Source organism: Corynebacterium sp. LaCa78 (assembly GCF_046717505.1).
In the GTDB taxonomy this organism is placed as follows: Bacteria; Actinomycetota; Actinomycetes; order Mycobacteriales; family Mycobacteriaceae; genus Corynebacterium.
Genome location: NZ_CP177112.1, coordinates 168049 through 194703, shown reverse-complemented (window position 1 = coordinate 194703; position 26655 = coordinate 168049). Strand labels below are relative to the sequence as shown.

The following is a 26655-nucleotide window of genomic DNA, read 5'->3' as shown; positions in this document are numbered from 1 at the left end:
CGGGGGCTTGGTTTACAAGTAATCCGCGAATCGGTTGGGGTAGGCCACAGCTAGTTGGTTGATGGCTTGTTTCCACCCGGTGGCTTTCGCTCCTTCAATATAGCCGTTGCATTCAACGTCGCGTTTTGTTTTCTTCGCTCGCTGGGCAGCGCGCTTGTCTTCGATGTCGCAGATCATCAGCCACAGCGTCTTCAGTGCGGCAGTATCGTTTGGGAATTGCCCCCGGTTACGGGTAGCTTTACGCAGTTGGGCGTTGAGCGATTCGATGGAGTTGGTGGTGTAGAGCACTCGCCTGGCCGTTGGCGGGAACTGCAGAAACGGCACGAACCGCTCCCATGCGTCCCGCCAGACTTTGACCGACTAGGGGTATTTCCGGCCAAGTTCACTGGCCTCGAAGGCATCCAGGCTGGCACGTGCAGTGTCCTCGTTAGCGGCTGTGTAGACCTCACGCAGTACGCGGGAGACTGCTTTACGGTCCTGGTAGGACACCCACCGGTTCGCAGCCCGAATCAGGTGCACAATACAGGTCTGCACCATGGAATTCGGCCAGGTTGCCTCCACGGCTTCCGGCAGGCCTTTTAAGCCCGTCGCAGCACACGATGAACACGTCTTGGACACCGCGGTTGGCCAGATCCGCACACACCGATGCCCAGAATGCGGCTCCTTCACTGTCCGCGATCCACAATCCCAGGATGTGCTTGATGCCGTCCATGTCGACACCAACCGCCATGTAGCAAGCCTTGTTGACCACGCGGTGGCCGTCACGGATCTTGACGCGTAGCGCGTCGAGGAAGAGCACCGGGTAAAAATCGTCGAGCTGGCGGTTTTGCCAGATCATGACCTCGTCCAAGACCGCATCGGTAATGGTGCTGATCGTATCCGGGCTCATATCCACACCAAGAGTGGTTGCGAGATGGTGGCAAATATCGCGCACTGTCATCCCACCGGCGTACAGCGAGATAATCATGTCGTCGAGCTCTGTGAGCCGACGTGCACCCTTGGGCACCATCCGAGGAGTAAACGTGCCGGCACGATCCCTGGGCACGGTCACTTCCACCGCGCCGTAGCCAGAATTGACGGTCTTGGTGTACGACCCGTTACGGTGATTGCTTCCTTGGGCGGGGCCAACCTGGGCTTTCGTCTTGCGGTCGCAATGGCTATAGCCCAAATGCGCATCCATCTCCGCTTTAAGACCAGCGTTGATCGATGCCTGCAGCAGGCCTTTGACCAGCTCGCTTGCATCATCAGCAGAAGTCGACAGCTCGCTGATCAAGCTGGCGATTTCAGGATTTTCCATCAGCTTCTTACTGATCTCGTTGACCCTCGCCGGGTCATGGTTTTTCTTCGGTGACACCGTAGTCATTATCGGTGAAACTCCTTCTAGATCAGAGCCTCACACACAAACTTCCTGACACTCTCGGGTTGGCGGCAGGTGGTGCTACCTCTATCGGGCGATCACCGCTGGTGGCCAGACCTTGGGCTTTTACCTCTCTTCGAATCGGAACGTGGCCGCAGCGAAGTGTTTCCTGGCCAAGGCCGTCAGATCCAATGCGTCAGCCGGGTATCCCAGAGTGATCAACGCCGATAAAGCACCCTCCCTAGCCAGGGCAATCGCCGAGTTGAAGTCAGAGGGAATCTGCCCGCCAACAGTGGAACACCGGCAGGTGAAATACCTCAACAACATCCTGGAAGGCGACCATGGTCGGCTGAAGCGGATCCTCGGGCCAAAAGGCGCGTTTAAGAACCGGATATCTGCATATCGGACGTTGAAAGGGATGGAGGCGATGCACTCATTGCGGAAAGGGCTAGGCGCGATGTTTGCCTACGGGCAACCGAACCCGGACGCGGTGATCGTCAACCAGGTCTTCGAGACGGCCTAACAACGCCCACACGCAGCGGCCGTCAGGGAATGAGAAACTGAGTCTTCGCTGCTCTCCGCCCAACTTTGCAACAGTACCGCTAAAACAATCGGGAAGCCTACACCTTCACCTCGGATATGATCGCCGAGAACTTTTCGACAAAATGGACTACTGCGGTAGAGCGAAGAAACTTTCGCAACGACATCAAGAAGGCCATCCATGACATTCTGTGTGTGGCCTAACGCTGGAATTACCTCCAATACTGACCGGTGTCACGTTGATCAAGACAGTCACCTCAGTCCGACAGCGGCCGTCTCGTCCAGAACTCGACTAGACAGAACACAGAAGACTAGCGCCCTCCGGCGCGCTTTCTTTTTACCTGAAAGCACTTTGCGCTGATCTGCCATCATCTTGCTAGTTATACACAGGGGTTTACCTATTTTCCCAGGTGGCTTATAACTATATCCCTGTAGATCTATATCCCCAGCCGATCAACCAACAGAACCGTCATATTGTGGGTTATGGTTTATACTCCCGCCTCGCCTTGCGGCTCGTTGGGCTGCCGCCCAAATCAAAGATTTGGTTGCCACCAACCAGCCCTTGTTACGGGTGCGTTGTGAAAGAATCAACAACTAAGACTTACCTACCCACCTTAGAAAGCCATGACCACACCACAATCCCTGATCACTCGCCTGGCGTCCCCAGACGCCACTGAGCGCACTGAAGCTGACATTCAGTCCGACATCAAGACCCTGCTGACTACCGCCGACTTCGACCTGGATACCCCACGGTTGGAAGAGCAGATCGGTGATGGTTCTCACCGACGAATCGACATCGCCACCGGAGCCACTGTCATCGAAGTAAAAAAGCGGCTCACCAACGAGAGCGCCGACGCGGACTACATCAACCAACTCGCTGGCTACGTCACTACCCACATGAGCCAAGATGGTTCCCGCTACAACGGAATCCTCACCGACGGGAAAACCTGGTGGCTGTTCGAGCAGTCCCCGCCGATGGCTCCTTCGTCCGGCGCAGCACCTTCGAGCTTGCCCCTGGAGCTACCGGGTTCGGGCTTATTGAATGGCTCAAAGCCGTGTTGGCTACTCGGAGCAATTCGCGAATATCATTTTGATTGAACCTATCACAGGCGAGAACTCTCATTTATGAAACATCGGGAATCCCGCAATTCTCATTCCACCAGCGAGAGTATTCCACATGCTGTAGGATGCGGCTCATCTGAGAAGCGGGATGTCAGGATGGCGTGTATCCTAGATTTGTTCCGCCTATCGATACAGAAAGGTTCTATCATGAATCGAGTCGCACTTCTGACAGTTGTGTCTCTAATCACTGCAGGTATTGCCCCCGCAGCTTCTGCCGAAACGGTTGAACAAGCAGAGAAAACTCCTGTTTGGTCTGAAGAGCAATTTGATAGGTCTCTTAAGGAGATCACTCCTGAAGAGAAGAAGCAGCTTGAGCTAATTAGTAACGTCGGTGAACATATTGATTACGACGATGAGGGTAACCTCAAGTCCGATCTCAACGATGATCAGCTTCGTAGTGATTATGGTTTCGAAGACAAAGATGTCAGTTTTTTCCACTCAGTGCTTGCTGAGGATGAAAGCATTGTTCAGCACAAGGAAAACGAGCCAAAAATTGTCACTACATATGATCACAAGCTCGGCCACATATCAAATAGCGATTTGACGGTTGGGACGGCTGCAACTCTTACCGCAGCGGCAATGGAAGGGCCAGCTGCTCTTGAGGCGGCATTCTTTGCTTGGGGTGCTGTAGCAGGCGGGCCGATCGGAGCTGCTATTTCTGACGCTGCCGGCCTTCTTGGGGCAACTTACTTTGTCGATCTCGCTACTAAAATCACAGGGGCGGTCGCGCAGGGTAAAGGTATTACCTGGTACTCTAAGTGGGGATTTCCGCCAATTACCGCAGAGATTGAGGATGACTAATGCGGACGGATAAAGATCCAAAGTTTATTCGCTTTCCAGAATCTCTGTGGGCTTTTGTCACTATATTCCCCTCGGATATTATTGAGAAACATGGAGTTGAGCACTTTTTCAATTCTGGATATTTGTGGCTCTATTCAATATTGGGAGTAATCCTTTTTGGTATTTCCATGATCATGGGTGAAAAAGCGGTATCTCCTTGGATGCATCGTGTGCGTTCCATTTTCCTCTTTGCTGCAACGATAGCTATTACAGCTTTCTTCCCTAGCTTGGTTGGGCGAATAGTCGTGGCGTTCCTAGCCATCTGCTACTTTTTCTGGCCCAATAACCATATAGTCTTTCGTCGAGCAGCGGCATGATCGGTGTTTTAAGTGGAGCTAGCAGTTTATTAATCACTTGATAAAAAGTGATAGGATCTTGCTAAACTGTCTTCCAAAACTTGGCCACAGTACTCATGCGGGTACTGTGGCCAAATTGGTGCATCTATCAAAAAGGGTACATAAGGGTTAAGTAGCTCTTAACTATGGAGTTGTGACGCCTTGAGAGTGTCAGGGAGATTTGGATTCAGAATCCCGCCACAAGGAGTTATTGAAATCCGCCCTTGATGCCCTTTTCTCGTTTCCGACCTAACCTAAACGGAACACGCCTAGGGGGATGAAGCGTCCGGGGTTTAGTTCCTACCTCAGCTAAGGATGTGATGTCTAGTGACTTTTTGGACTCGGAGTCCATTGACTTTTTGGACTCGGAGTCCAGTTAGTTTTTTGACGCGGAGTCCAGGAAGTTTATGGACAGGATGTCTAACGACTTTTTGGACTCTGGCTTCTTGACAATGTGGGGATGGCAATTCCCATTACTCTCCGCAAGAAGATAGCGGATTTCGACCCCATCCGTGAGGGCATCACGGTCCAGCAGTTCTGCAAGAACATCGGCGTATCGAAGCAGACGTACTACAACATCAAAGCACGTATCGCCGAACGCGGGCGGGCTGGCATCGTGCCCGACAGCACGGCACCACTGAACCCGCGACGGGTCTACGATGACAAGATTCGACAACAGGTCCTGCAAGCTCGCGGTACGTTAAGAGCCCGCGGCCAAGACTGCGGCCCATGGTCAATCTTCTACTTCTTCCTCGACGAACTCGGCTACGACCAACCACCGTCACGAGCTTTAATCGCACAATGGTTGCACGAGGCTGGCGTCGCTGACATCAATGCACGTAAACGACCGCGTAAGTCCTACAGGCACTTTGCCAGGGGCGAAGTCAATGAACTGTGGCAGATCGATGCGTTTGCCTACAGACTCTTCGATGTGCCTCACACGCAAGTGACTATCTACCAAGTCGTCGACGATGCCAGCCGCTTCGACGTCGGCTCCCAAGCTTTTGGAACTCCAGAAAACGGCACCGATGCCCGCATCACGCTAAGTGGAGCCATTGATGCTTACGGACTTTTCCAAGAAGTCCTCTCTGACAACGGTGATGCCTTTGCCACCTACCATCGCGGCCGGCTGTCGCAAACCGAACGCTGGCTCGCCAGCCTGGGAGTTCAATCAAGTGCGGGCTTTGCTCCCACGACGCAAGGCAAAGACGAGCGATCGCACCAAACCATGACCAGGTTTTTGGATGCTCGTACCCCGACGACGCTGGCGCAGGTCCAACAGCTGATTGTCGACTACCGCAACTTCTACAACACACGCCTGAGGTTACCCTCGTTTAGTGGACACCCTATTAGTACGGATCTTGTGTCCGTAGGAGAGGATGTTCATTGTGAGTTCGTCAAGGAAGAAGTACACCCCGGAGTACCGGCAGGAGGCCGCCAGACTGGTCATTGAGTCTGGGCGCCCAATCGCTCATGTGGCTAAGGAAATTAGCGTATCAGCCACAATTTTAGGCAGGTGGGTCAAACTTGAGCGGGAACGCCAAGGCTCGGTAGATGGCCGCAGTGATGCCGATATACGAGCCGAAAACGCTCGCCTGCGTCGTGAGTTAGCTGAGGCCAAGATGGATAATGAGTTCTTGTCAAAAGCCACCGCCTTCTTCGCTGCGAAGCAACGCGATCGGAAAAATTTGAGCTAATGCAGCAGGAGAAGGCGAACTACAGCATCAAACGAATGAGCAGGTTATTAGAGGTTTCTCGTTCTGGCTACTATAAATGGCAAAAGGCTCAAGCAGTACGGCTTCGTGGTGAAAATCAGCGTCAGAGATTCCTCGACCAGTTAGACAGGAAAATTCATGACATCTGGGAAGATTCTGACGAAGTCTACGGTGCCCCACGGATTACTGCAGAACTCGCCGAGGGTGGGGTCTATGTGAATCGCAAAACCGTGGCCAAACGCATGCGGATGATGGGTATTGAAGGCATCTCACCCAGGGCGTTTGTTCCCGTAACGACGATTCAATCCAAGCGGAAGTCAACGCTTCCAGACCTAGTGAAACGCCTATTTGATCAAGGGCAGCTTAATCGAGTGTGGATGTCGGATATTACCTATCTACGCACGAATGAGGGCTGGCTGTACCTATGCGTTATCCGCGATGGACACTCCCGCCGAGTCCTAGGCTGGTCCATGGATAGTGTGCAGGATTCTTACCTAGTTGAACGTGCACTGCGCATGGCTTACACCCTGCGTGGTGAAGTACCCGACGGCGTGGTCTTCCACGCCGATCGTGGTACCCAGTTCACCAGCGAACAGCTGTGGCAGGTCTGTCAAGAACTAGGGATTGCACAATCGGTCGGCCGTACTGGTGTCTGCTTTGACAATGCGATGGCCGAGTCGTTCTGGTCGACATTGAAGACCGAATTTTACGATCGGAAGGAATGGCGAACCCGCAACGAAGCCCGGAAGGCGGTGGCTCGCTGGATTGAGATTGTCTACAACCGGCGCCGTCGCCACTCGTCCATCGGGATGGTAAGCCCCGTCGATTTCGAAGCCCAGCTCGCTGATCAAAATGGTAATAAGAAGGCCGCTGCTTAACCCCTAAGCAGCTTAACTACGTGTCCACGATTTGCGGGCAACCCTACGCCGTCGCCACCAAGGACTTCTCAGGGGCAAGATGCACATCACCCCAGCCCAAGCCTGGGAGATTATCTCGCATGCCCAGCCACCGACGCAGCCGATTGACCCAGATGTTTTATGGACAAAAATCGCGAAACAATATCACCGGATTCACCCCGACAACCAGGCAGATGCCTTAGCAGCCGACACAGTGGTCGCGACAGATAATGCCCTGCCTGAAGTTGCAGCTTCAGACAGGGCACCAAGTAACGACACACAGGCGATCCAGCAAGATACACCCCATGCCGATTCCTCAACCGTAATGCCAAGCCCTACCGGTGTAAATGCACTCTGGCCTATCCCGGACAAGCTGTGGATCAACAAAAGCGGGGTGGTACGCGTTATGGGACACGGCCTCTACGTCGGGCTGCGCTTCAAGAATCGAGCCATCTACAGCAGCGTAGCCGATGACTATGTGGAATTTTTTACTGATCACGACGGTGAGAAACTGTTTTCATTTCCGCTACCGATCCAACTGAATCAGCGTCCACCCGGCGGTCAAATCAACATAAACCACGTTGTCGGCATGTGGCACCGACAACCCCCAGAGCTAAAACCCAACCTCTCTGGGCCACGGCCAAGCCGCCGGAAGAAGCCAAACTAGCACCAGTACAAAAACTCCGTGGACTCCCCGCCCAAAAAGCGGGGAGACTCCGCGTCCACAAAGTCCCTAGACTCCGAGTCCACAAAGTAGCTGGACTCCAAGTCCAAAAACCTCATGGACATAACATACCTCAGCTAAGGAAGGGTTGAACTCTGCCTAAGACGCTTCACTTTACCGAAAGCCGGGCTGGTATTCATCGCATTAATAGCGTCCATTGCCGCCAGCTGCTCATGGCTGAGTGTGCATAGTGACGAGCTAATGGTCGGCGCGGCATTGATCGTGGTCGCGATTGTTTTATCCAGAAATCGGGAGGGGTGACGATTTAACCAAAAGATAAAAGCTGCAGGTAGTGCTACATGCTCGGAAACATATATTTTCCATAGTTTAGCCATACGGCAGGGGGTGACGTCTGTATATAAGACGGCATCACACGACTGCACAACTCTTACCTGTAGCAAGGGAGGAATGGCGAGCGTCCCAGCGTGAGAGTATTGCGAAACCCCCGCGCGCGCATTAGCCTAAAACACGACAGCACAGTTCACCTTTGAATGGTTGCGTCCAGTAGCGTGGTGTATCTGTAACTGACGGTGGGGGGCCTGACCCCCGGAAAGTGGACACATCGGGGGCTAGCTATGCTGCTGTGGTCAGTATAGCCGAAGACTTGGTTTCAAAGACATCAGGCGCTACGAGATTGCACCAGGAGTGCCGCCGGCGCGTGTTATAGCGCATGCACCACCGGAAGACCTCTTGGCGACAGGTAATTGGGTTGTCAAAGACTTTCCGATCACGCAAGACTTCTCGCTTTAAGGTGGCGTTAAATGACTCTGCCAGGGCATTATCGGCACTAGTTCCCACCGCTCCCATGGACTGGCGGACACCTAACGACGAGCAGTAGTTCCTAAAGGTTTGTGAGGTGTACACACTGCCGTGATCAGAATGGAAAATAGCCCCGTCAAGACTGCCACGCACACCATGTGCGTGGGCTAGGGCATCGATGACCAGTGAGACCCGCATGTGGTCTGCGAGTGCATAACCTGCAAGTTTACGTGAATACGTGTCAATGACTGTGGCCAAATACATGTTCTTGCCGCCCTTACACGGCAGGTAGGTAATGTCGCCGACATACACACGGTTCGGCTCGTTGGCGGTGAATGTACGGCCTAGTAAATCTGGCATGACACGGTGACCAGGCTTGCGCCTGGTGGTGATGCATCGACGCCGTTTGCTAAAGCCTTTTAGTCCCATGGATTTCATGATGCGTGCAACCTTCTTGTGATTGACCGGGGTATACGCCAGGTCTTCCTTAAGGCTTGCGGCGATGCGTTTAGCCCCATAAAGACCATGCTCATCATCGAAGATGGTTGTGATTCTTGCACCAATAAGACCGTCAGAATATATTTTTAACCTGCGCTTTTTGCGGGTGCTCACCCACTTGTAAAACGAGGAACGATTCAGCTTTAAAACGTGGCACATCCGCTTAACCGAGTATTCGGTTCGGTGGTCATAGACAAACTGGAAGCGGATGGGCCCGACCCCCGAAAAGTGGACACATCGGGGGCTAGCTATGCTGCTGTGGTCAGTATAGCCGAAGACTTGGTTTCAAAGACATCAGGCGCTACGAGATTGCACCAGGAGTGCCGCCGGCGCGTGTTATAGCGCATGCACCACCGGAAGACCTCTTGGCGACAGGTAATTGGGTTGTCAAAGACTTTCCGATCACGCAAGACTTCTCGCTTTAAGGTGGCGTTAAATGACTCTGCCAGGGCATTATCGGCACTAGTTCCCACCGCTCCCATGGACTGGCGGACACCTAACGACGAGCAGTAGTTCCTAAAGGTTTGTGAGGTGTACACACTGCCGTGATCAGAATGGAAAATAGCCCCGTCAAGACTGCCACGCACACCATGTGCGTGGGCTAGGGCATCGATGACCAGTGAGACCCGCATGTGGTCTGCGAGTGCATAACCTGCAAGTTTACGTGAATACGTGTCAATGACTGTGGCCAAATACATGGGGCCCGAACCCCGGAAAGTGGACACGGGGATTTAATCAAGATGCGATAGTAAGTGTAGCTGATCCGGCGGCTTCGAAGGCGTTCGGCGAGCGATAGCCGCACCACGAGTGCAAGCGCTTGGTGTTGTAGTGCGTGCACCACCGGAACACGTCCCGACGACATACGATCTGACTTGGGAAAACGGACTCGTCCTGGAGGACTTCCCGTTTCAGCGTGGCGTTGAACGACTCCGCCAACGAGTTGTCCGCGCTCGTCCCGATTGCTCCCATCGACTGGGTGACACCGAATCGTTCACACAGCTTCCGGTATTGCCCAGAGGTATAGACGCTGCCATGATCGGAGTGAAAAATCGCCCCGTCAAGGTTGCCTCGGACCCCGTGGGCCATCGTGAGAGCTTCTTCGACCAACTCCGTGCGCATGTGGTCGGCGATCGCGAAACCGGTCAACTGCCGCGAATAGCAGTCGATGACGGTGGCCAGGTACATATTCGACCCGTCCGCGATCGGCAGGTACGTGATATCGCCGACGTAGATGGTGTTCGGTTTCTCCGCGGTGAACCGGCGTTTCAGCAGGTCGGGCAACTTCGGAGCCCGTTTCGCAGACACGGTGGTCTTCACCCGGCGTTTTTTGGTGTAGCCGAACAGGCCCATCTGGCGCATCAACCTGGCGGTGCGCTTGTGATTGAAAAGGTCGTCGTTGGCTGGATCGGAATTGATGGCCGCCGTCACGCGTTTCGCCCCGTAACAACCGTTCTCGGCCGTGAACACGGCCTTGATCCTCGCTCCCAGCACCGCGTCGTCAAGGACGCGTCGCCGGCGGGCAGGAGCAGCTGATTTCCATTTGTAATACGAGGACCGGTTGATCTTCAAAACCTCACATAACCGCTTGACCTCGTAGAGGCCTCGGTTGTCATCAACGAACCGGAAGCGGTTCACCAGTTCGTCTCTTCCGCGAAATATTTGGCCGCCTTGCGGAGAATCTCTCGTTCCTCCCGGAGCTTGGCGTTTTCGCGTTCCAGCACGCGGATGCGTTCGGCGTCGGAGAGTCCTTCAGCAGGCGTGCGTGCGCTGTTGGCTGCGGCAATGGGGCTGGCGACTTTTTCACCGTTGGCGTTGGTTTTGGTGCCGGTGCCGAAGGCGTCGAGCCAGGTGCGCAGGGAGTTGCGGTTGACCCCGAGATCGGAGGCGATCGCGTTGAGCGTTGCTCCGGGGGTCGACTCGTACAACGAGACTGCGTCGCGCTTGAACTGCTCGGTGTAGGTCTTGCGTGGCATGGTGGAAAGGTACCTCACTTCCCCAGCGAGATGCTGGTTTCAAGGTGTCCACCATCTGGGGGTCAGGTCCCGATTAGTTTTACCTAATCATAAAAGGGTACCGACACTCCTATGCTTTACGAGGCAAGAGATAAGGCAAGGAGCGCAACAAAATCATTCCTTTTAGATAAGGGGTACACGGTTCTAGCCTTACAGAACGACAGATGTAATACCTTTCCAATGAACCCACATACCAAAATATATTTTATAATTAACGAAGCCCTTGCTGTATTAGCCCTGTTAATTCTTGTTTTTTCTATTCTACAGGGGATTACGATTCACAAGAATGAAGGAAACTTGGCAAGTGTCATAGTGATGGCAATTCTTGCTCTATGTGGTGGCTTCATTTTTCTATCGCGAGCCACTTGGATGACTACCGTATCTGAGAACAATCATCAAATAACGGATAATCCAGACGACTATTCATTAGAAAGAACCACATTCTTCGCTTGGGTACTTTTGCTTATTATCTGGGCCATCAGGCTTATAACAAAGGCGCCACCTGATGAGGGAGGCTTGGCAATATTAGAGGACTGGGTCATCGCCCTCGCTTTCTGGACTCCAATTATTAATATCATTGGACCTAGCTGGGGAAAGCTGAAAGCCCAAGAACCTAACGGGGGGAAGATTACGTGGCACCCTTGCTGGACATTAAGGTTCCGCAGGTGCTGAGGATAAACATAAAAATTTTATCCCTACCCCCCTTAAAACGTGTCATAAGACAGTGGTTAAACGATTGAAAGTAGTCCCGTCTGATGAGCTCACTGCAGTAGGACGGGGATCCGTAACTCTAATCTAAAGAGTCCAAATGCCGGGCATAGTATCCGTTATCGGACATCTATTGCGCAGACAAGGCCGTAGGGGTGTGCATCTTCAGGTACCGCAGAGGCTTCCTCCGTAGATCTATTACCCCCCGTGCCGCGGCGGTATCGCTATCGCGAGCAAAATCTTTAGCGGTGTATTTTCCCTTTTCCTTCAGAGAAAACAGTTTTCAACTGCAAAGGAATATTCGAGGGTCACCTGCATAAATGCCGCATGCGTCAATAACTATGATACGCCGCGCCGTACGCCATGACGTACGGTTAACACACCAGAATTACACACGTGCTTCACCCCCGTCAACCCCCACCCCCTTGCGGGTGGGGGCGGAGTATGCGTAGTCTCAAGGGTGCGCACAGCGCAAAGTCCCCTCGGGCGTGCTTGCCGGCTGACCCGAGAGGACTCAATTCCCCTGTATATATAGAAAGGAGATGAGCGAATAATGCTCAATCTCAGTATCCCATCATATCTGGTGCCTGTCTACCAGACCCTCGAAGGCGTGCGCGTACGTACAGTACCAACGGAGCCCGAGACTAAGGGCGACATGCCTAAAACAAATTCCTATTTCCCAGGATGCAGCGCTTGGAAAATGCAGGTTTCGCTCGTCATGAGCGAGGAGGAAGGCGCGGGCGGAGCCTTAGAGCGCGAGATTCGCCGACAGTCGATCACTGTGTGGGCGCCAGAACGTCCAAGTGTCTCTGTCGGAGACAAAGTTCGTATCACCGGCCTTATGGCCGGCGCGGTAGAAGGATCCCTTTTTCTACAGGCGACGGGCGTAGAGCGCGTGGAGGAGGGCAGCGATGCGATACTCTAGCGGTGAAGACTTCCTCAGTCCGCTGAACGACAACGTCGAATTCCTCCAAGAAAAATTTATGGGTGCGCTCCCCTGGGCTATCGCAATTATCGTTGCATCAATGGCCCTGTGGGTAGTAATGCCGTGGGCCTGGTCTCTGTGGTGGTATAGAAAGAACCCCTTAGCTGGGAAAATACAGCGCCGCAAGCAGCGCCTTAGCGACCTTTTCGGGATCACTATCAAGCGGGTTCGTCGTGATGGACGCATCCGCATCTCCCCTGGTGAAACAGGAAAATGGCAGCGAGAGGGGCTCGCTGAGGAACTCGGAGTAGAGCTCGGCAGTCCGATACGACTAAGTGTCCAAGACGGATACGCGTGGATACAAGAGGTATGCCACATTGGGGAAACCGTGAGAGGGGAACCAGTTTATGACCCAGGCACTGGAGACATCCTTGTCGGCATCAACACAGCAACTGGTGGTCTGGAAGGTTTTTCGATAAAGGAGATCTCTGGGGTTGTTCTTGCGGCCCGCCCAGGAGCTGGTAAAACCGCCCTCCTCAGCCTAATCGAGCAGGCCTTAAAGCCGCATGCAGAGGTAAAAGTGGTTTCCGGTAAAAGCAGCAATGACTTGGATAAGGCTGAGAAGGAAATCACCTCTGCTCAAGAGGAAATGGAAAAGCGCTTTGATGCTGGAATAGATTTCTGGAAGAGTCCCGCGGGGAGAAGACCCGTAGTCCTAATCCTGGACGAATGCGCAAGGCTCTTCGAGCCTGGCTCGGAGTCCAAAGAAGATAAGGCCTCGGCTAAACACCGAACTCGCCAGGTTAAAGATCTAGTCCAACGTGGGAGATCAGCAGGGGTCATTACTATCCTGGCGACACAGCGCATGAGTGCGGACACTATCCCGACGGCTATTCGCGACCTAGCTGCCGTGCGGATTTGCGGAAAGGTGACTACGCCTAAAGACGCGGAGATGGTCCTGGGCAGACTACCTGAGCCCGGAGAGCCGTCACCGGTCTCTGCAGGAAAACGGCGATTTATCGTCGACGATGGCGAAGGCATCTGGCAAGAACTGCATGTCTTCGAACTTGCTCAGTAAAGGCTTCCTTTCTCCCGAGTGCGTAGGGGAGCGGAGCCGAATGCCGAAGCGCGCGAGGACGACGTGGCTGGCCGCAGGCCAAGCCGCCAAAGGATGAGCGCAGCGAAGGCAGAAGGCAAAGCGACCGGGAGCACGAGGGCGTCAGGGGTAAGAACCCACGCTGATAAGTCGAACGAACGCATCTTGTATTAACAAGAGCCTCGTGGCAAGGCGGCGAATGCCGCCGCGGCAGCAGAAAGGTGCCGGTGTAGTGTTACCGGCACCTATGTAGCATGTATCAACCCAGCTCAGAAGGGGTATTCAGGTGAAGCAATGCGTAGCAAAAAATGTAGCAAGACAATGCAGTCCCGGTCATGGATGGCCACAATATCAGCAGAGAAGATGAGCCGAAAGGAGATAGAAGAAGCACTTAGCTCATACAACTACCTAGGACAGCTCGAAGAAGGCGAAGAGGATGGATTGACGCGCGACGCTATTTAGTACCGGTAGGGCGGTATCGAGTACCGACCGGTGCGGATATCGGGTACCGGGGGTAGTTTTTAGGCACTCTTTAGTGGACGGCCCACGCAGTGTGTACGCGTGGGTCGCGTTCACGTGGAAGGAGTGATGGTGGTGACGGATTACCGTGCCATCATGTTTGTCTTGGTTGCCGGGAATCGTTCCTGGAACCAGATTCGAGCCGATTTAGGGGTCTCGAAGTCGACGATTGATAAGGCCAGTCGCGTTGTAAGGGACCATCGACTCGATGCTCGTGGGATTGCTGGATTGTCGAATGCCCAGTTAGAGGAGCTATTTCCGGATAACCGGCGTCGCAACGATGCGGAGTTCCTCGCACCGGATTTCAAAAAGGTTGCTGAGCGGATGGTCTCTGGCAAGCGCGTGACGTTGAAAGTCGCGCACGCCAAGTACCTGGAGTTCCCTGTTGGTACTGGTCAGCGTCATTATTCGTATCGACAGTACTGTTCGCTGTTTGAGCATTATGTCGATGTTCATCAGCTGTCAGCGCCACTGAATCACGATCCCGGTGACGAGCTCATGGTGGACTGGTCGGGCGATGGAATGGTCGTTGTGGATCCTGTCTCAGGCCAGCGGGTTACCGCGCACTTGTTTGTAGCTTCATTGCCGCACTCAGGGATGATGCATGTATCGGCGTGGCCGGATCAAAAAATGCGGTCGTGGCTTTTAGCCCACCGTGCGGCTTTGGAGTATTTCGGTGGTTGTCCGCTGCGGTTGATCCCGGATAACGCGCTCACAGCCACGCAACAGATTTCCTGTGGGCTGCGGGGGCGTATCCCGGTTGCGGAGTATTCTACATTTGCCGATTTCTATCAGATAGGTATTACTGCGGCGAAAGGCTACCGGCCGCGGTATAAGGCGAATGTTGAAAAGGCCGTGGATATTGCCCAGCAATGGTGCGTGGAATACCTCGACGACCAGGAGTTCTACAGTTTCGACATGCTCAATAAGGCCCTCGAGGACCAAAGCGATTTCATCAACGATCGCCGTCCCTTCCGCGGGCAGGATATCTCTCGTCGCCAGTTGTTTGAAGACCATGAGCAACAGCTGCTGCGCCCATTGCCCGACCGGCGGTGGTCGTGGTCGCGGTGGAAGAAGTCCAAGGTCGCAATGAACTACCACATCCGGATCGCCAATCACTGGTATTCAGTGCCGTGGAAGCTAGCGGGCAAGTTCGTCGACGTGCAACTTTTTGATGACTATCTGGATGTCTTCTACGACGGTGAGATTGTTGCTTCACATCGTATTGCCCCTGCTAATTATGGCTACTCCACCTTGGATGAGCATGTCCCCGACAACCATAAGGACTTAAACACCCAGTGGAACCGGCAACGCTTGGAAGACTGGGCGAAAAGTATTGGGACCGCGACAGCACAGCTCATCGGCCAGATGTTTAACGCTCGTAAAGTCGAAGCCCAAGCATATTCTAGCGTTCTGGGCGTACTGAACCTATCGAAGGATTACTCCCGAATCGAACTCGAACAAGCCTGTGGTCAGCTGTTATCGCGCAAAGCAGTCCCCAGCGTCAACAAAGTAGCCCAAGAGCTCAAGGATCTAAAACAGGCCGCAGCACAGGCGTATTTGCCCACCGATGTACCACTGTCGACGGCCATCGACACTACGCGTGCGCACCGCCAACAGCCCACGGCGGACACGCCGGACTCTGTGTCGCATGTACGCGGGGCCGGGGCGTTTGCCTTCACTGATAAAGAATGGAAGGTATAGCCATGGCTCTTACCGATGAAGACTTCGAACTGCTCGGTTCTCTTCGCGGGATGCGTGTGTTTGCCACGACGCTGCAGGAGATCGTCAACGATCCCAGTCGTGACTTGGACTCCTTTGAAGACAAGATCAAAGAAGCTCTCGATGCTCAGGTAGCTGCACGTGATTCGAAAGTAATCGAAAAACTCGTCAAAGCCGCCAAGCTACCCAACGCGCTTGCGGCTTTGGAACGCTTTGAAGCACACAGCAACCGAGGGATCACTCCAGACCGTATTGAGCGGTTAGCTACCTGCGACTGGATTACCTACGGCAGAGATCTAACCATCGTGGGAGCTACCGGCACCGGCAAAAGCTTCCTCGCCCAAGGCCTAGCCGTGGCTGCGTGCCGGCATAAACTAACCGCACGCTACTTTAGACTCGCCGACTTAGCCGACGAGTTCGACGCCACAGCCGACGCTGCCTATGAGCGCAAAGCCCTCCTTGAGGAACTGACAAAGCCGGCTGTGTTGGTCATCGACGACTTCCTGGCCACGGACGTATCTGCCTTCGCCTTAGCCCAGGTATTCAACCTCCTGGTCAAGCGGGAGCATTCCTCAACCGTCATCGTCAGCCAGCACGAGCCGGAATACTGGTACAGCGTCTTTAGTGAAAACGCGATCGCCGACGCTGTCCTATCCCGACTTGCAAACAACGGCAGCAAACTCACCCTCATCGGTGAAGACATGCGCACCCGTGACGACTTCCAAGAAGAAAGGGGAACACTTAGCAAACAGCTCAAGCAACGTCAACGGTCCAAACGATAAGCGGGGGTAAAACCGGCTACCGGGCGGCTACCGCCACCCCGGTACCTGGTACCGCCTTACCGGTCCCTAAAACAAGCCCGCGTCAGATGGATACCGCCACTGGCAGCTACTTATCGACGGTGGAAAATCCCCTATTAGGTTTTCCACGCTCAAAAGAAGACTCCCAACCGCTCATCTAGAACCCCGTCGTGGTCCCATGCAACAGGCCGTCGAGTACGTCACCAAAGAAACAACTCGTGTCACTGGAGAACCAAGGCTAGAACACGGCACGATTAGACACAGTGACGAAAGAGGAAGACGTAAAGATGTCGAGGCAGTTCGTGAAGCAGTCCTTGAGAAAGGGCTTTCTGCTGACGAGGTTTTCCTTCAAGTCCCGGAAGCCGCGCGCATGACGTTGTTCGTCGAAAAACTCGTCTCTGCCCGTGACCGCTCCCGCCACACTAAGCCTCGCCAGCTAGAGGTCATCTGGCTTTACGGGCCACCTGGAACGGGGAAGACCAGTCTTGCTGTCGAACTGGGCGATACGAGCTACTACCGCGTCACTGATTATAAAAACCCATTTGATGGCTATATGGGAGAAGAAACGCTCATTCTAGACGAGTTCGACGGAGAAATGCGCCTCAGTACGCTCCTTAATATCCTCGATTTCTGGCCAACGACGCTTCCAGCTCGCTACACCAACAAAACAGCTCGCTTTAACCAAGTGGTGCTTGTATCCAACGAAGCGCCCTGGACCTTCTACACGTGGGAACCATTATCACGAAGACAAGCCCTCGCACGTCGTCTGAACACCATCATGTGTGTAGACACCGACGGATCCCACAACACCACCTATGAACTCAACAGATTCGATAGAGGTTGCGTCCGCTAGTGTGGTGCTTACGGTCCTGGTCTTTCATCGCTCGCTTACGACCGTGTGCCCATAAATTGACCAGGATAGAGCTGAATCCATAACAAAAAGCGTGTGTGCCAGGGTTCCACCTGTGTTAAAGCGAGGAGGCTTGAAGTCTCCGACAGCATTTCCTTTATCAGTAATGTGCGTCCATTTACTGTGCCTGCAGCCTTTGCTGGGATGGTGAGAATGCTGGGAAAGCCCGTGAAAACGCTTTTATCGTCTATGAACCCTTTGTCTCGGAGCACCCGAAGACGCTTAGAAGCTCCCGAATGGTTAATCCCCCACAGCCTGACAACGTGGTCGCGCGTCATAGCTTCAAACGCGGTCAACCAGTCAAAAAGGAGCCGATCTCGATCGGTTAATTCAAATTGCTTGGCCGTGCGAAACGGTCGTCGCCTCCGGTCTGAAACATGAATAATCTTCACCATGTAGTAATGGTCGCATTAGAGTGTGCACACCATATTGCACAAACAATTCCAGAGAATAAGGGCCAAAACGAAATGGAGCGCTGCCTATTCACTAGACAGCGCTTGCCACGACGATTTTCGTTCTGCTGTTTACACGAGCACTAGAAATCAAGAAGCGCACAATAAAAGGAACTCCCCAGCATCTCCTTTCACTAGAAGCACTGGGGAGGACATTTACAGGAAGTTATCCGTACTTAGTAGATAAAAGAATTAAGTACGCATTTATGCAGATTTACTCACTGGTTATTCCTGATGACTGTTTTTGACGCGATTGACCAGTACTGATGCAACTATGGTGAGCAGTATGAGGACAAAAAATCCGAGGATCGACTTGTTTGCGATGGCGACATAACCTGAAATTGCCAGCCCAAATAGTGCAACGACAATCGCATTGGGAGATATTTTATGTCTGTTCATTATTTCTCTTCACACTTGATTGTTAAGCACACTCGCTGTCACGGACGTTTCCGGCCCACGTGTAATGGACTTTTATGCGTTTATCGCAGCCCTTGTTGTGGCTGAGGACTACTGTTGCCCCGGTGATGATGGCTTCAACGACGGTGCAGGCAGCCCACCCGACACCGGGAATGGCGCAGATGGCGGTCCCTAGGGCAAGCCCCGATCCGCTGATGATCATGTCCTGCTCAAGAGGGGTGAACTCTACCCAGAATCCCCCGTTTTCTTTTCCTCCGCTCACATAGGGGGTGACGGCATGTGGATCCCTTAACGTTAGATCCATGTGCTCGAGGTCGAAGGTTACGGTGGAGTCGTCATTTACAGTTCGGGGAACATCCGAGTTGATTAGTTCCTCAAAAGCTTGATCCAGAACCTCCGGAGTGATTGATCCTTCTGCAGCGGTCTGTTCTTGGAGCTCTTGAGGGGTTGTAGGATCGTCCTTTTCTGCAGCGGAGGCTAGTCCCTGACCGGCAAAAAGGATAGCTACGGAAGCTAGTGCCGTCAGTGCTTTTGACTGAGTTCTCATAGTGTTCCTAATTTCTAGAGAGGTGGAGAGGTGGTTCACCTCCCGAGGTTACATGCGTTCCAAAATACGAGCAATAGCTTTGACGAACTGTGTGAGGGCATCTATCACACCTCACGCGAGAAGGCACTTGGCAGTGCTACGTCCAAGCCAACCCAAGCACGATGAATAACCTTTTAGTGGTCGATATTGCCCACCCTGACGCGCTTCTGCGCGCGATGTGGGACAGACGCGACTAGCTCCTAAGCTGTGGTGGAAACCCGCACAACGGGCCCGCACACGCAGTCTAATCGCTGACAACGCCATTACCCCGCACCGAGTACGCGCCAAACGCAAGCCGCTGTCCTACGCCGCTCCGTCGATGGCGACAAGGGCTACTCCGGTCTGATGACTAAGAACCCAGAGCACATCGCCTGGGATAGCCATTGGGCACATTTGCAACGAGCTGAAGCCCCCCGGAGCCGCCTTATCCCGATTCTCATTAAGAGTGCATATAGTGCGTGTTCCCCAGCCGCTTCGCGGCGTGGTCTCGGGCCGGTTCTTCCGTCCCGAAAATCAGGCGACAGACCGCCGCAAGACTGCCCGGCTTGTCCGCCAGGACTGGCGGGTGGGACAGCAACATATTTGGGTACATTCCGCCCGACCGTGCTTGTCAGCCCTGCGGGGCGGTGCAGCGGCGTCACACGGCGCGCTGTGCACCCGTCTAAGCGGTTAAAGGCCCGGCAGCGGTACCCACACGGAAGGCTAGGGGCTTCTGCGCGATTGAGTACGCGAGGACTGAATCGGGGCAGCCGAGCCGGACAGCTCGGGCTGCAGTCCAGACCGAGCGCCTGGAGTTGGACAACGCGACGGTTGCGATATTCCTTTTCCGCACGACCGAAATACGGGACGTGCAAGGAGGAATCTATGAAAAGAGCCCCACGCCCCCACACCAGTCTTAGGCGACTTTCTGAGCTGCTCTCGCTCACACTAGGCGCTGCCTTGGGCGCGATACTTGCCGACCCTATGGCCACGATCCACAGCTGGACCTGACCCCCAGATGGTGGACACCTTGAAACCAGCATCTCGCTGGGGAAGTGAGGTACCTTTCCACCATGCCACGCAAGACCTACACCGAGCAGTTCAAGCGCGACGCAGTCTCGTTGTACGAGTCGACCCCCGGAGCAACGCTCAACGCGATCGCCTCCGATCTCGGGGTCAACCGCAACTCCCTGCGCACCTGGCTCGACGCCTTCGGCACCGGCACCAAAACCAACGCCAACGGTGAAAAAGTCGCCAGCCCCATTGCCGCAGCCAACAGCGCACGCACGCCTGCTGAAGGACTCTCCGACGCCGAACGCATCCGCGTGCTGGAACGCGAAAACGCCAAGCTCCGGGAGGAACGAGAGATTCTCCGCAAGGCGGCCAAATATTTCGCGGAAGAGACGAACTGGTGAACCGCTTCCGGTTCGTTGATGACAACCGAGGCCTCTACGAGGTCAAGCGGTTATGTGAGGTTTTGAAGATCAACCGGTCCTCGTATTACAAATGGAAATCAGCTGCTCCTGCCCGCCGGCGACGCGTCCTTGACGACGCGGTGCTGGGAGCGAGGATCAAGGCCGTGTTCACGGCCGAGAACGGTTGTTACGGGGCGAAACGCGTGACGGCGGCCATCAATTCCGATCCAGCCAACGACGACCTTTTCAATCACAAGCGCACCGCCAGGTTGATGCGCCAGATGGGCCTGTTCGGCTACACCAAAAAACGCCGGGTGAAGACCACCGTGTCTGCGAAACGGGCTCCGAAGTTGCCCGACCTGCTGAAACGCCGGTTCACCGCGGAGAAACCGAACACCATCTACGTCGGCGATATCACGTACCTGCCGATCGCGGACGGGTCGAATATGTACCTGGCCACCGTCATCGACTGCTATTCGCGGCAGTTGACCGGTTTCGCGATCGCCGACCACATGCGCACGGAGTTGGTCGAAGAAGCTCTCACGATGGCCCACGGGGTCCGAGGCAACCTTGACGGGGCGATTTTTCACTCCGATCATGGCAGCGTCTATACCTCTGGGCAATACCGGAAGCTGTGTGAACGATTCGGTGTCACCCAGTCGATGGGAGCAATCGGGACGAGCGCGGACAACTCGTTGGCGGAGTCGTTCAACGCCACGCTGAAACGGGAAGTCCTCCAGGACGAGTCCGTTTTCCCAAGTCAGATCGTATGTCGTCGGGACGTGTTCCGGTGGTGCACGCACTACAACACCAAGCGCTTGCACTCGTGGTGCGGCTATCGCTCGCCGAACGCCTTCGAAGCCGCCGGATCAGCTACACTTACTATCGCATCTTGATTAAATCCCCGTGTCCACTTTCCGGGGTTCGGGCCCATCGAAAGGTAGAAACACCACTCAAACGGACTTGACCCCTTCGTGGTCCTACTGCTAGTCGGCATAGGCCTGTTTATGGTGACTAGTACAACAAAGTTTCCCATATTTGTCCCTCTTTTTATGGGACTTGTATGCACAATCGCAATTCTCACCTCTGGGAAGCCCGATCCTGCTGAATGTAGTAAGCCCGATCCTGCTGAATGTAGTGACGTAAACATCACGAAACAGGCGGAGTCCGAACAAAAAGGGGTCGGTTGGATTATGAGGCTAACCTCCGTTCAGGTCGTTAACTTGGTCATAGCGTGGCGGGCTTCGGGAAAAATAAAAAGCACTTGGAAAAGGGGTGACTAGGAGATCTGGGGGAATGGTTGACATTATTCATGAAGCTCAGGACGCACACCTGTGCGCCCTATTCATCAAAGCCCACGGACACGGTGGAGACTACGAGTACGCGCGAGACGGCTCCAACAGCGCAGTCAAACACCTGCAAGCAATACTGGCAGAACTGCCCGCTACTTCCCCACTGGCCCGCGATGCCGGCATACTCGCTAAGTTCGTGCGTGCAGCACAGAGGAATTTGTCTCGGCAACGCCCTGACACAAACCGGTAGTATCACACCAAAATAACCATCATCGTTGCAACGACCCCTAGAATCCGCCCTGCTTGTTTAATCCATGAAAAGCCGTCAAAATAGAGATAGCCCTTTTCCCATAAACTATCTCCCTAGGACGCTCCCCATGGACTATGTCTTGGCTCTCGGCGAAAACCCCGATTTTCCTTTGTGGCTTCGCGCGACGCACCTCATCAACTTTGTACTCATCGGCATGCTCTTGCGCTCCGGGCTGGAAATGCTTTCTTCCATGCCGCGCCTGTGGTGGCGCAATGACTGCGCGCCTGGCACCGAATGGCTGCGTTTTACCAAGCGCAAGCTGCCCAAGGAAGAGGGCGTATATACCTCTTTGATGGACGAGCTTTCGTGGTCACCGGTCGTGGCGCTGCCGGGCCGCGAAAACATTGGCCTGGGCCGCCACTGGCACGGCCTTTCGGTCATGCTGTGGGTCCTCAATGGCCTGGTGTACGTCGTGCTGCTCTTTGCCACCGGCCTGTGGCAGCGCCTCATCCCCACCTCCTGGGACATCATCCCGGAGGCGTGGGATACCTTCAAGGTCTATATCAGCCTCAGCGCGCCCGGCATCGAGCACTTCACGCCATACGATGCCCTCCAGCAACTCGCCTACGCCTTCGTCATCTTCATCGTTGCGCCCTTCATGATGGTGACCGGCCTGGGGATGTCGCCGGCCATCCGCGTGCGCTTCCCGTGGTTTGTAAAGATGCTGGGCGGCCACCAAGGTGCGCGGTCGCTGCACTTTATCGGCATGGTCTTGATGTCCGCGTTCATCCTGGTCCACGTGGTGCTGGTCTTCTTCGTGCACCGCGAGTACAACATGGTCCACATCGTCTTCGGTGACGTCTCCACCGAGCGCTATGTGCAGGCCTTTACCACCGTCGTCATCACCATCGTGGCGGTCATCATCTTCTGGATTGCCCTGTCCTATTGGACCTTGGCGGACCGCGCCCGGGCGCATAATTTCTTGGTCTCGTTCACCGAAATCGGCCGCAAGCTTTCGCTGAACCACTTCCACCCGCGCAAGCCCAAGGAGACCAAGGACTCGCCGATGCCCATTTCCTCCTTCCACTGGACCAACGGCCTGCCGCCGACGGAGAAGGAATCCCCTGAGTGGACCGAGTACAAGCGCAATGGCTGGGAGAACTACGCCATTACCGTGGCCGATGATGTCAACGGCACCGAAAAGACCGTCACCCTTGAGCAGTTGCGCGAGCTGCCGCAAACGTCCTACATCGCCACGCATACCTGCATGCAGGGGTGGTCTGCGACCTCCAAGTGGGGAGGGCCCAAGCTTGCCGATGTCCTCGAGCTACTCTGCCCCCGCCCCGAAGGCGCCAATTACGTGCTCATCGAGTCTTATGGCTTGGCGCAAAAGATGTACGATAACCGCCCGCGCGAGCCTTTCTACGCGGCCTTCGATATCGAGACCGCCATGGAGAATCAGTCCATTTTGGCGATTTCGCGCAATGACCAGGACATCGATCTGCACTTGGGCGCCCCAGTGCGCGCCCGCGTGGAATCGAACCACGGGTATAAGGCCGTGAAGTGGGTATCGCGGATTGCCTGGATTGGTGATTACGCCGACTACGGCGATGGCGGCGGCGGCACCCGCGAGGATTCCGCGCTCCAGGCCTTCAACGGCCGCATCTAGCACCGAAGGATTAGAATCTGTTTCTATGACTGATAAATCTTCTGTCACCGAAACCCGCATCGCCATCGATGGCATCCGCAATGACAATGACGTGCGCAAGTGCCTGCAAAAGCTCTACGGCATCTTTGCTGATACGGGAATGGGCCAAGCCACCTTCGAGATGACCGGGGATGCCACCGCGGATGTCGTCATCAAGCACGCTGAGTCCGTCACAGTAGATCCGGAGGTCATTGATGCGGCGGTGCGCAAGGCGGGGCCGTACCGCCTGGCCTAATCGATGCGCGGCGGCTCGTAGCCGTCCTCTTTAAGCCACGCGATATGCGGTGGGGTATTCATGCCCCACTCGCTGCGCGCCCACGCGAAGGTCTGGCGCACCTCGGCCTCGGAATAACCGCCATCGCGCAGGTACTGCCGGAAGCCATTCGGCCCGGGATCCTTGATCCAGAGCCAGGCGTAGTCGTCGAGGGAGTCATCGGCAAGCAAGCTTTCTAAGCCCGCCGGAACGAACTCGCGCTCGGCGCGCACGCGGTCCGCCAAGTCCTCGTCGAGGAAATCGTAGAGGTAGTCCATCGCGTCCTCGAGCTCGGCATAGTGTTGTGGATCCATGGGCTAAATCTCCCGGTGCTTAGTGCCGATGACCATGCGGTCGATCTCTTCCAGTATCTCATCCACGATGGCCGGATTGAAGGCCCGATCCTTGCGCAGGACTAGGAGCTCGCTCTGCGCGGCGTTAAGCGCGGTGCGCCGGGCCTCCAGCGCGACGCGGCGGGCCTCCTCGGCGCGCTGCTTGCGCTCGTCGTTATTCTCGGCGGGGTTTTCGCCATCACCCAGGCGGTCCTCGAACCACTGGATGACGTTGGCGGAAATTTCCGGATCGACCGTTTCGGCCTCGCCGGTGGCATCGTCTTCGGGGCGGAATTGCGATAGCGCATCGATGCTGGCGGCGCGCGCCCGCGAAACCACCGCGGCTCGCATCTTATCGTTGGCGGCCTGCGAAGCCTCCGTGAGATCGAGCTGCCTCATCAGCCACGGCAGCAGCAGGCCGGGCAGCACCATGGTGACCAGCAAGACGGTCAGGGCGATAACGGCCAGCTCGTGGTGGAAGGCGAAGACGCCGGTGGGGATGGACAGCACCAGCGCCAGCGTCACCAGGCCGCGCATGCCGGACCAAGTCATCAGCAGCACCTCCTGCATCCGCAGCGGGGCAACGTGCGGGCGCCCGCGCGAGACGTTGAGGCGGTAGTAGAAGAACATCCACACAAAACGCACCACGAAGGCCACGAGCGATAGGATCACGCCGACCATAACGGAGTGCCACAAATCCGAGCCCACCTCCGCGATGGCGGTATTAACCGTCAGCCCGATAAGGCCGAAGGCGACACCGGTAAACAGCAGCTCCATGGTCTCCCAGAAAGACTGGCCGGAAAGCCGGTCCTCGGCCTGGATATCGGCGCGCGAGTTGAGCTCGACGGCGGCGATGACCACGGCGATAACGCCAGAGGCCTCCAGCTCCTCAGCCACGAGGAAGGTGGCGAAGGGAACCACCCAGGTCAGGGCGTTGCGCGCTACCACATCGTGGACGTGGGTAATAAACAGCGCTGTCAGCCGCCCGATGAGCCAGCCAATGGCAAGCGCGACGACGGAAGAATAGAGGAAGCTCAGCACGCCGCTGCCAAAGGAAATATCGCCGCCCTGGGTCACGGCGGCGAGCGCGAGGTGGAAGGCGACGATGGAGGCGGCATCGTTAAACAGCCCCTCTGTTTGCAGGGTGGTGATGATGCGGCGCGGGATGCCGGCGGGCTCGGCCACCGCATCCACGGCCACGGGGTCTGGCGGGGCGATGGCCGCGCCGATGAGGATGGCGGCGGCGATGCTAATTCCCGGCAGGAATGCGTAAGCGGTCGCGCCCACGGCGAGGGTGGTGGCGACGACGAGGAGCACGGACAGGCTCAGGATGGTCACCCACTGCCCGCGAATCACGCCCCAGGACGTGCGCCGCGCCAGCGCCCACAGCAGCGGCGGCAAGAAGATGGGAAGGATGAGCTCGGTGGGGATGTCGAATTGCGGCAGCCCCGGCACGAAAACGGCGCAGGCGGTAATAATCGTCAGCAGCGCGGGCCACGGCAGCCCGACCCTATCGCCGATCGCAACGACGAAGACGGTCAGCAGCATGAGCCCGATGAGAACCAGTAAAACTTCCATGGGCTCGATAGTATTACGCGCGCCAAATATACGGCTCGCGGCTCAATTCCTCTGGCCGGAATTGCGCCAAGAGCTCGGCGGCGGTTTCCGCCTCATAGCCCAAAGACTGCGCCAGCTGCTTGACGATGCCCCTCTGCTCCCCCATATCCCGCATCGTCACCGCGCCATCGCGCTTGGCCAGTCGCTTGCCCGCGGAATTCAGGACCAGCGGCACGTGCACGTAGGTCGGCGGTGTGGTCCCCAAAAGGGAAGCCAGGTAGGCCTGGCGCGGGGCGGAGGATAAGAGATCGTCGCCGCGGACGACTTGGTCGATGCCCTGGTAGGCATCATCCACAACCACCGCCAGGTTATAGGCCCAGCCACCATCCTGCCCGCCGCGGCGGAGGATGAAATCATCGACGTCGCCGGTGTAGTCGCCGTGCAGGGCGTCGTGGATGGTGAAGGTGGAGACATCGGCGCGCAGGCGCAGCGCCGGCTGGCGGTTATCGGCGGCGAGCTGGGCGCGTTTGGTGGCACGTTGGGCATCGGATAGCGCACGGCAGGTGCCCGGATACTGGCCGGGGATGGCGTGCGGGGCGCGGGAGGCTTCGCGGATATCCTTGCGCGAGCAGTAACACTCGTAGACCGGCAGCTTCTCGAGCGCCGCGGCGTAGGCGGCCTCGCGATCCTGCTGGTAGATGACCTCGCCGTCCCACTCCAGCCCCAGGGCTGCAAGGTCCGCGAGCTGTCGCTCGGCCGCCGCGCGGGAGGAGCGCTGCTTATCGATGTCCTCCACCCGCACCACAAACCTGCGCCCCGTCGAGCGCGCGTAGAGCCACGCGAGAAGCGCCGTGCGGAGGTTGCCAAAGTGCAGATCGCCGGAAGGGCTCGGGGCGTAGCGGCCCGCCCCGGTGGTCGCGGAATTCATATTCCCAG

At 55.7% G+C, this 26655-nt stretch carries 24 protein-coding genes and 3 pseudogenes; 16 read left to right on the top strand and 11 right to left on the bottom strand.

All coding sequences use genetic code 11. From position 1 onward, the window contains the following. Positions 1–12 precede the first annotated feature (12 nt). Positions 13–1363: pseudogene (locus ACLI1O_RS00995) on the bottom strand (IS256 family transposase). A 55-nt stretch (positions 1364–1418) separates the two neighbouring features. Here ACLI1O_RS00995 and ACLI1O_RS00990 point away from each other — a divergent pair. From ACLI1O_RS00990 to ACLI1O_RS00960, 7 genes and pseudogenes are all read left to right on the top strand, one after another. Beyond that, positions 1419–1880 (top strand): annotated as a pseudogene (locus tag ACLI1O_RS00990) (IS6 family transposase); the annotation flags it as partial. A gap of 641 nt (positions 1881–2521) precedes the next feature. Continuing rightward, the gene (locus ACLI1O_RS00985) at positions 2522–2995 is read left to right on the top strand and encodes a hypothetical protein (protein ID WP_239268981.1); all 474 of its coding nucleotides are present in this window, start codon (positions 2522–2524) and stop codon (positions 2993–2995) included. Positions 2996–3166: 171 nt separating this feature from the next. Further along, entirely contained in the window at positions 3167–3820 is a 654-nt protein-coding gene (locus tag ACLI1O_RS00980; protein ID WP_239268983.1) for a hypothetical protein, read from the top strand. Next, positions 3820–4176 carry a hypothetical protein gene (locus ACLI1O_RS00975; RefSeq protein ID WP_239268985.1) on the top strand — a complete coding sequence of 119 codons (357 nt, stop codon included), beginning with the start codon at positions 3820–3822 and terminating at the stop codon, positions 4174–4176. Before ACLI1O_RS00980 ends, ACLI1O_RS00975 begins: the two co-directional genes overlap by 1 nt. A 478-nt stretch (positions 4177–4654) precedes the next feature. Beyond that, positions 4655–5647 (top strand): hypothetical protein, encoded by a 993-nt coding sequence (locus ACLI1O_RS00970; protein ID WP_284849797.1) that lies wholly within the window; start codon positions 4655–4657, stop codon positions 5645–5647. After that, a protein-coding gene (locus ACLI1O_RS00965; RefSeq protein WP_232208497.1) for an IS3 family transposase occupies positions 5574–6787 on the top strand; the annotation gives its coding sequence in 2 pieces (ribosomal slippage) (positions 5574–5847 and positions 5847–6787; 1215 coding nt in all). Before ACLI1O_RS00970 ends, ACLI1O_RS00965 begins: the two co-directional genes overlap by 74 nt. A 79-nt stretch (positions 6788–6866) precedes the next feature. Continuing rightward, the gene (locus tag ACLI1O_RS00960) at positions 6867–7472 is read left to right on the top strand and encodes a hypothetical protein (protein ID WP_284869963.1); all 606 of its coding nucleotides are present in this window, start codon (positions 6867–6869) and stop codon (positions 7470–7472) included. Positions 7473–7606: 134 nt separating this feature from the next. Here ACLI1O_RS00960 and ACLI1O_RS00955 read toward each other — a convergent pair whose 3' ends face one another. From ACLI1O_RS00955 to ACLI1O_RS00940, 4 genes and pseudogenes are all read right to left on the bottom strand, one after another. Beyond that, positions 7607–7864, bottom strand: a complete 258-nt coding sequence (locus tag ACLI1O_RS00955) for a hypothetical protein (protein ID WP_239275893.1) — start codon at positions 7862–7864, stop codon at positions 7607–7609. 238 nt (positions 7865–8102) lie between these two features. Further along, positions 8103–8996, bottom strand: a pseudogene (locus ACLI1O_RS00950) (IS3 family transposase); the annotation flags it as partial. 38 nt (positions 8997–9034) lie between these two features. Beyond that, on the bottom strand, positions 9035–9517 hold the full coding sequence (locus ACLI1O_RS00945) for a transposase (RefSeq protein WP_411702026.1): 483 nt from the start codon (positions 9515–9517) through the stop codon (positions 9035–9037). A gap of 4 nt (positions 9518–9521) precedes the next feature. After that, a protein-coding gene (locus ACLI1O_RS00940) for an IS3 family transposase (RefSeq protein ID WP_411701846.1) occupies positions 9522–10759 on the bottom strand; the annotation gives its coding sequence in 2 pieces (ribosomal slippage) (positions 9522–10432 and positions 10432–10759; 1239 coding nt in all). A 111-nt stretch (positions 10760–10870) separates the two neighbouring features. Here ACLI1O_RS00940 and ACLI1O_RS00935 point away from each other — a divergent pair. The 6 genes from ACLI1O_RS00935 (at position 10871) to ACLI1O_RS00910 (ending at position 17421) form a co-directional block, all read left to right on the top strand. Continuing rightward, positions 10871–11470 (top strand): hypothetical protein, encoded by a 600-nt coding sequence (locus tag ACLI1O_RS00935; protein ID WP_411706902.1) that lies wholly within the window; start codon positions 10871–10873, stop codon positions 11468–11470. 589 nt (positions 11471–12059) lie between these two features. After that, positions 12060–12431, top strand: coding sequence for a hypothetical protein (locus ACLI1O_RS00930; RefSeq protein ID WP_411706901.1), 372 nt, complete (start codon positions 12060–12062; stop codon positions 12429–12431). After that, positions 12418–13509: an AAA family ATPase gene (locus ACLI1O_RS00925; protein ID WP_411706900.1), complete on the top strand. Its 1092-nt coding sequence runs from the start codon at positions 12418–12420 to the stop codon at positions 13507–13509. Before ACLI1O_RS00930 ends, ACLI1O_RS00925 begins: the two co-directional genes overlap by 14 nt. Before the next feature lie 606 nt (positions 13510–14115). After that, positions 14116–15750 (top strand): IS21 family transposase, encoded by a 1635-nt coding sequence (istA, locus tag ACLI1O_RS00920; RefSeq protein ID WP_411696935.1) that lies wholly within the window; start codon positions 14116–14118, stop codon positions 15748–15750. 2 nt (positions 15751–15752) lie between these two features. Continuing rightward, positions 15753–16550, top strand: a complete 798-nt coding sequence (locus tag ACLI1O_RS00915; RefSeq protein ID WP_349837246.1) for an ATP-binding protein — start codon at positions 15753–15755, stop codon at positions 16548–16550. Positions 16551–16746: 196 nt separating this feature from the next. Continuing rightward, complete coding sequence (locus ACLI1O_RS00910) at positions 16747–17421, top strand: hypothetical protein (protein WP_411706899.1); 675 nt, start codon at positions 16747–16749, stop codon at positions 17419–17421. Positions 17422–17456: 35 nt separating this feature from the next. On the opposite strand, the gene ACLI1O_RS00905 is transcribed toward ACLI1O_RS00910, so the two are convergent. The 3 genes from ACLI1O_RS00905 to ACLI1O_RS00895 form a co-directional block, all read right to left on the bottom strand. Beyond that, positions 17457–17873, bottom strand: coding sequence for a hypothetical protein (locus ACLI1O_RS00905; protein ID WP_411706898.1), 417 nt, complete (start codon positions 17871–17873; stop codon positions 17457–17459). 282 nt (positions 17874–18155) lie between these two features. Further along, on the bottom strand, positions 18156–18329 hold the full coding sequence (locus ACLI1O_RS00900; RefSeq protein ID WP_349864389.1) for a hypothetical protein: 174 nt from the start codon (positions 18327–18329) through the stop codon (positions 18156–18158). A 22-nt stretch (positions 18330–18351) separates the two neighbouring features. Then, positions 18352–18933, bottom strand: coding sequence for a hypothetical protein (locus ACLI1O_RS00895; RefSeq protein WP_411706897.1), 582 nt, complete (start codon positions 18931–18933; stop codon positions 18352–18354). A gap of 1052 nt (positions 18934–19985) precedes the next feature. Here ACLI1O_RS00895 and ACLI1O_RS00890 point away from each other — a divergent pair. The 3 genes from ACLI1O_RS00890 to ACLI1O_RS00880 all read left to right on the top strand — a co-directional run bounded on the left by ACLI1O_RS00890 (position 19986) and on the right by ACLI1O_RS00880 (position 23812). After that, positions 19986–21223, top strand: a protein-coding gene (locus ACLI1O_RS00890; protein ID WP_411701846.1) for an IS3 family transposase whose coding sequence is annotated in 2 segments (ribosomal slippage) — positions 19986–20313 and positions 20313–21223 — 1239 coding nt in all. Because the reading frame shifts where the segments join, the coding sequence is not laid out codon by codon here. Positions 21224–21996: 773 nt separating this feature from the next. Beyond that, complete coding sequence (locus ACLI1O_RS00885; RefSeq protein ID WP_411706896.1) at positions 21997–23538, top strand: molybdopterin-dependent oxidoreductase; 1542 nt, start codon at positions 21997–21999, stop codon at positions 23536–23538. 25 nt (positions 23539–23563) lie between these two features. Further along, positions 23564–23812, top strand: a complete 249-nt coding sequence (locus ACLI1O_RS00880; RefSeq protein WP_239270015.1) for a hypothetical protein — start codon at positions 23564–23566, stop codon at positions 23810–23812. Here the strand turns inward: ACLI1O_RS00880 and ACLI1O_RS00875 are convergent. Genes ACLI1O_RS00875 through gluQRS form a run of 3 tightly spaced genes read right to left on the bottom strand, consistent with a single transcriptional unit; the run spans position 23809 to position 26647 of the window. Continuing rightward, the gene (locus tag ACLI1O_RS00875) at positions 23809–24144 is read right to left on the bottom strand and encodes a hypothetical protein (RefSeq protein WP_239270016.1); all 336 of its coding nucleotides are present in this window, start codon (positions 24142–24144) and stop codon (positions 23809–23811) included. The genes ACLI1O_RS00880 and ACLI1O_RS00875 overlap by 4 nt on opposite strands. A 3-nt stretch (positions 24145–24147) precedes the next feature. Continuing rightward, the gene (locus ACLI1O_RS00870; protein ID WP_126318035.1) at positions 24148–25740 is read right to left on the bottom strand and encodes a cation:proton antiporter; all 1593 of its coding nucleotides are present in this window, start codon (positions 25738–25740) and stop codon (positions 24148–24150) included. 13 nt (positions 25741–25753) lie between these two features. Beyond that, positions 25754–26647 (bottom strand): tRNA glutamyl-Q(34) synthetase GluQRS, encoded by an 894-nt coding sequence (gluQRS, locus tag ACLI1O_RS00865; RefSeq protein ID WP_239270017.1) that lies wholly within the window; start codon positions 26645–26647, stop codon positions 25754–25756. Positions 26648–26655 lie beyond the last annotated feature (8 nt).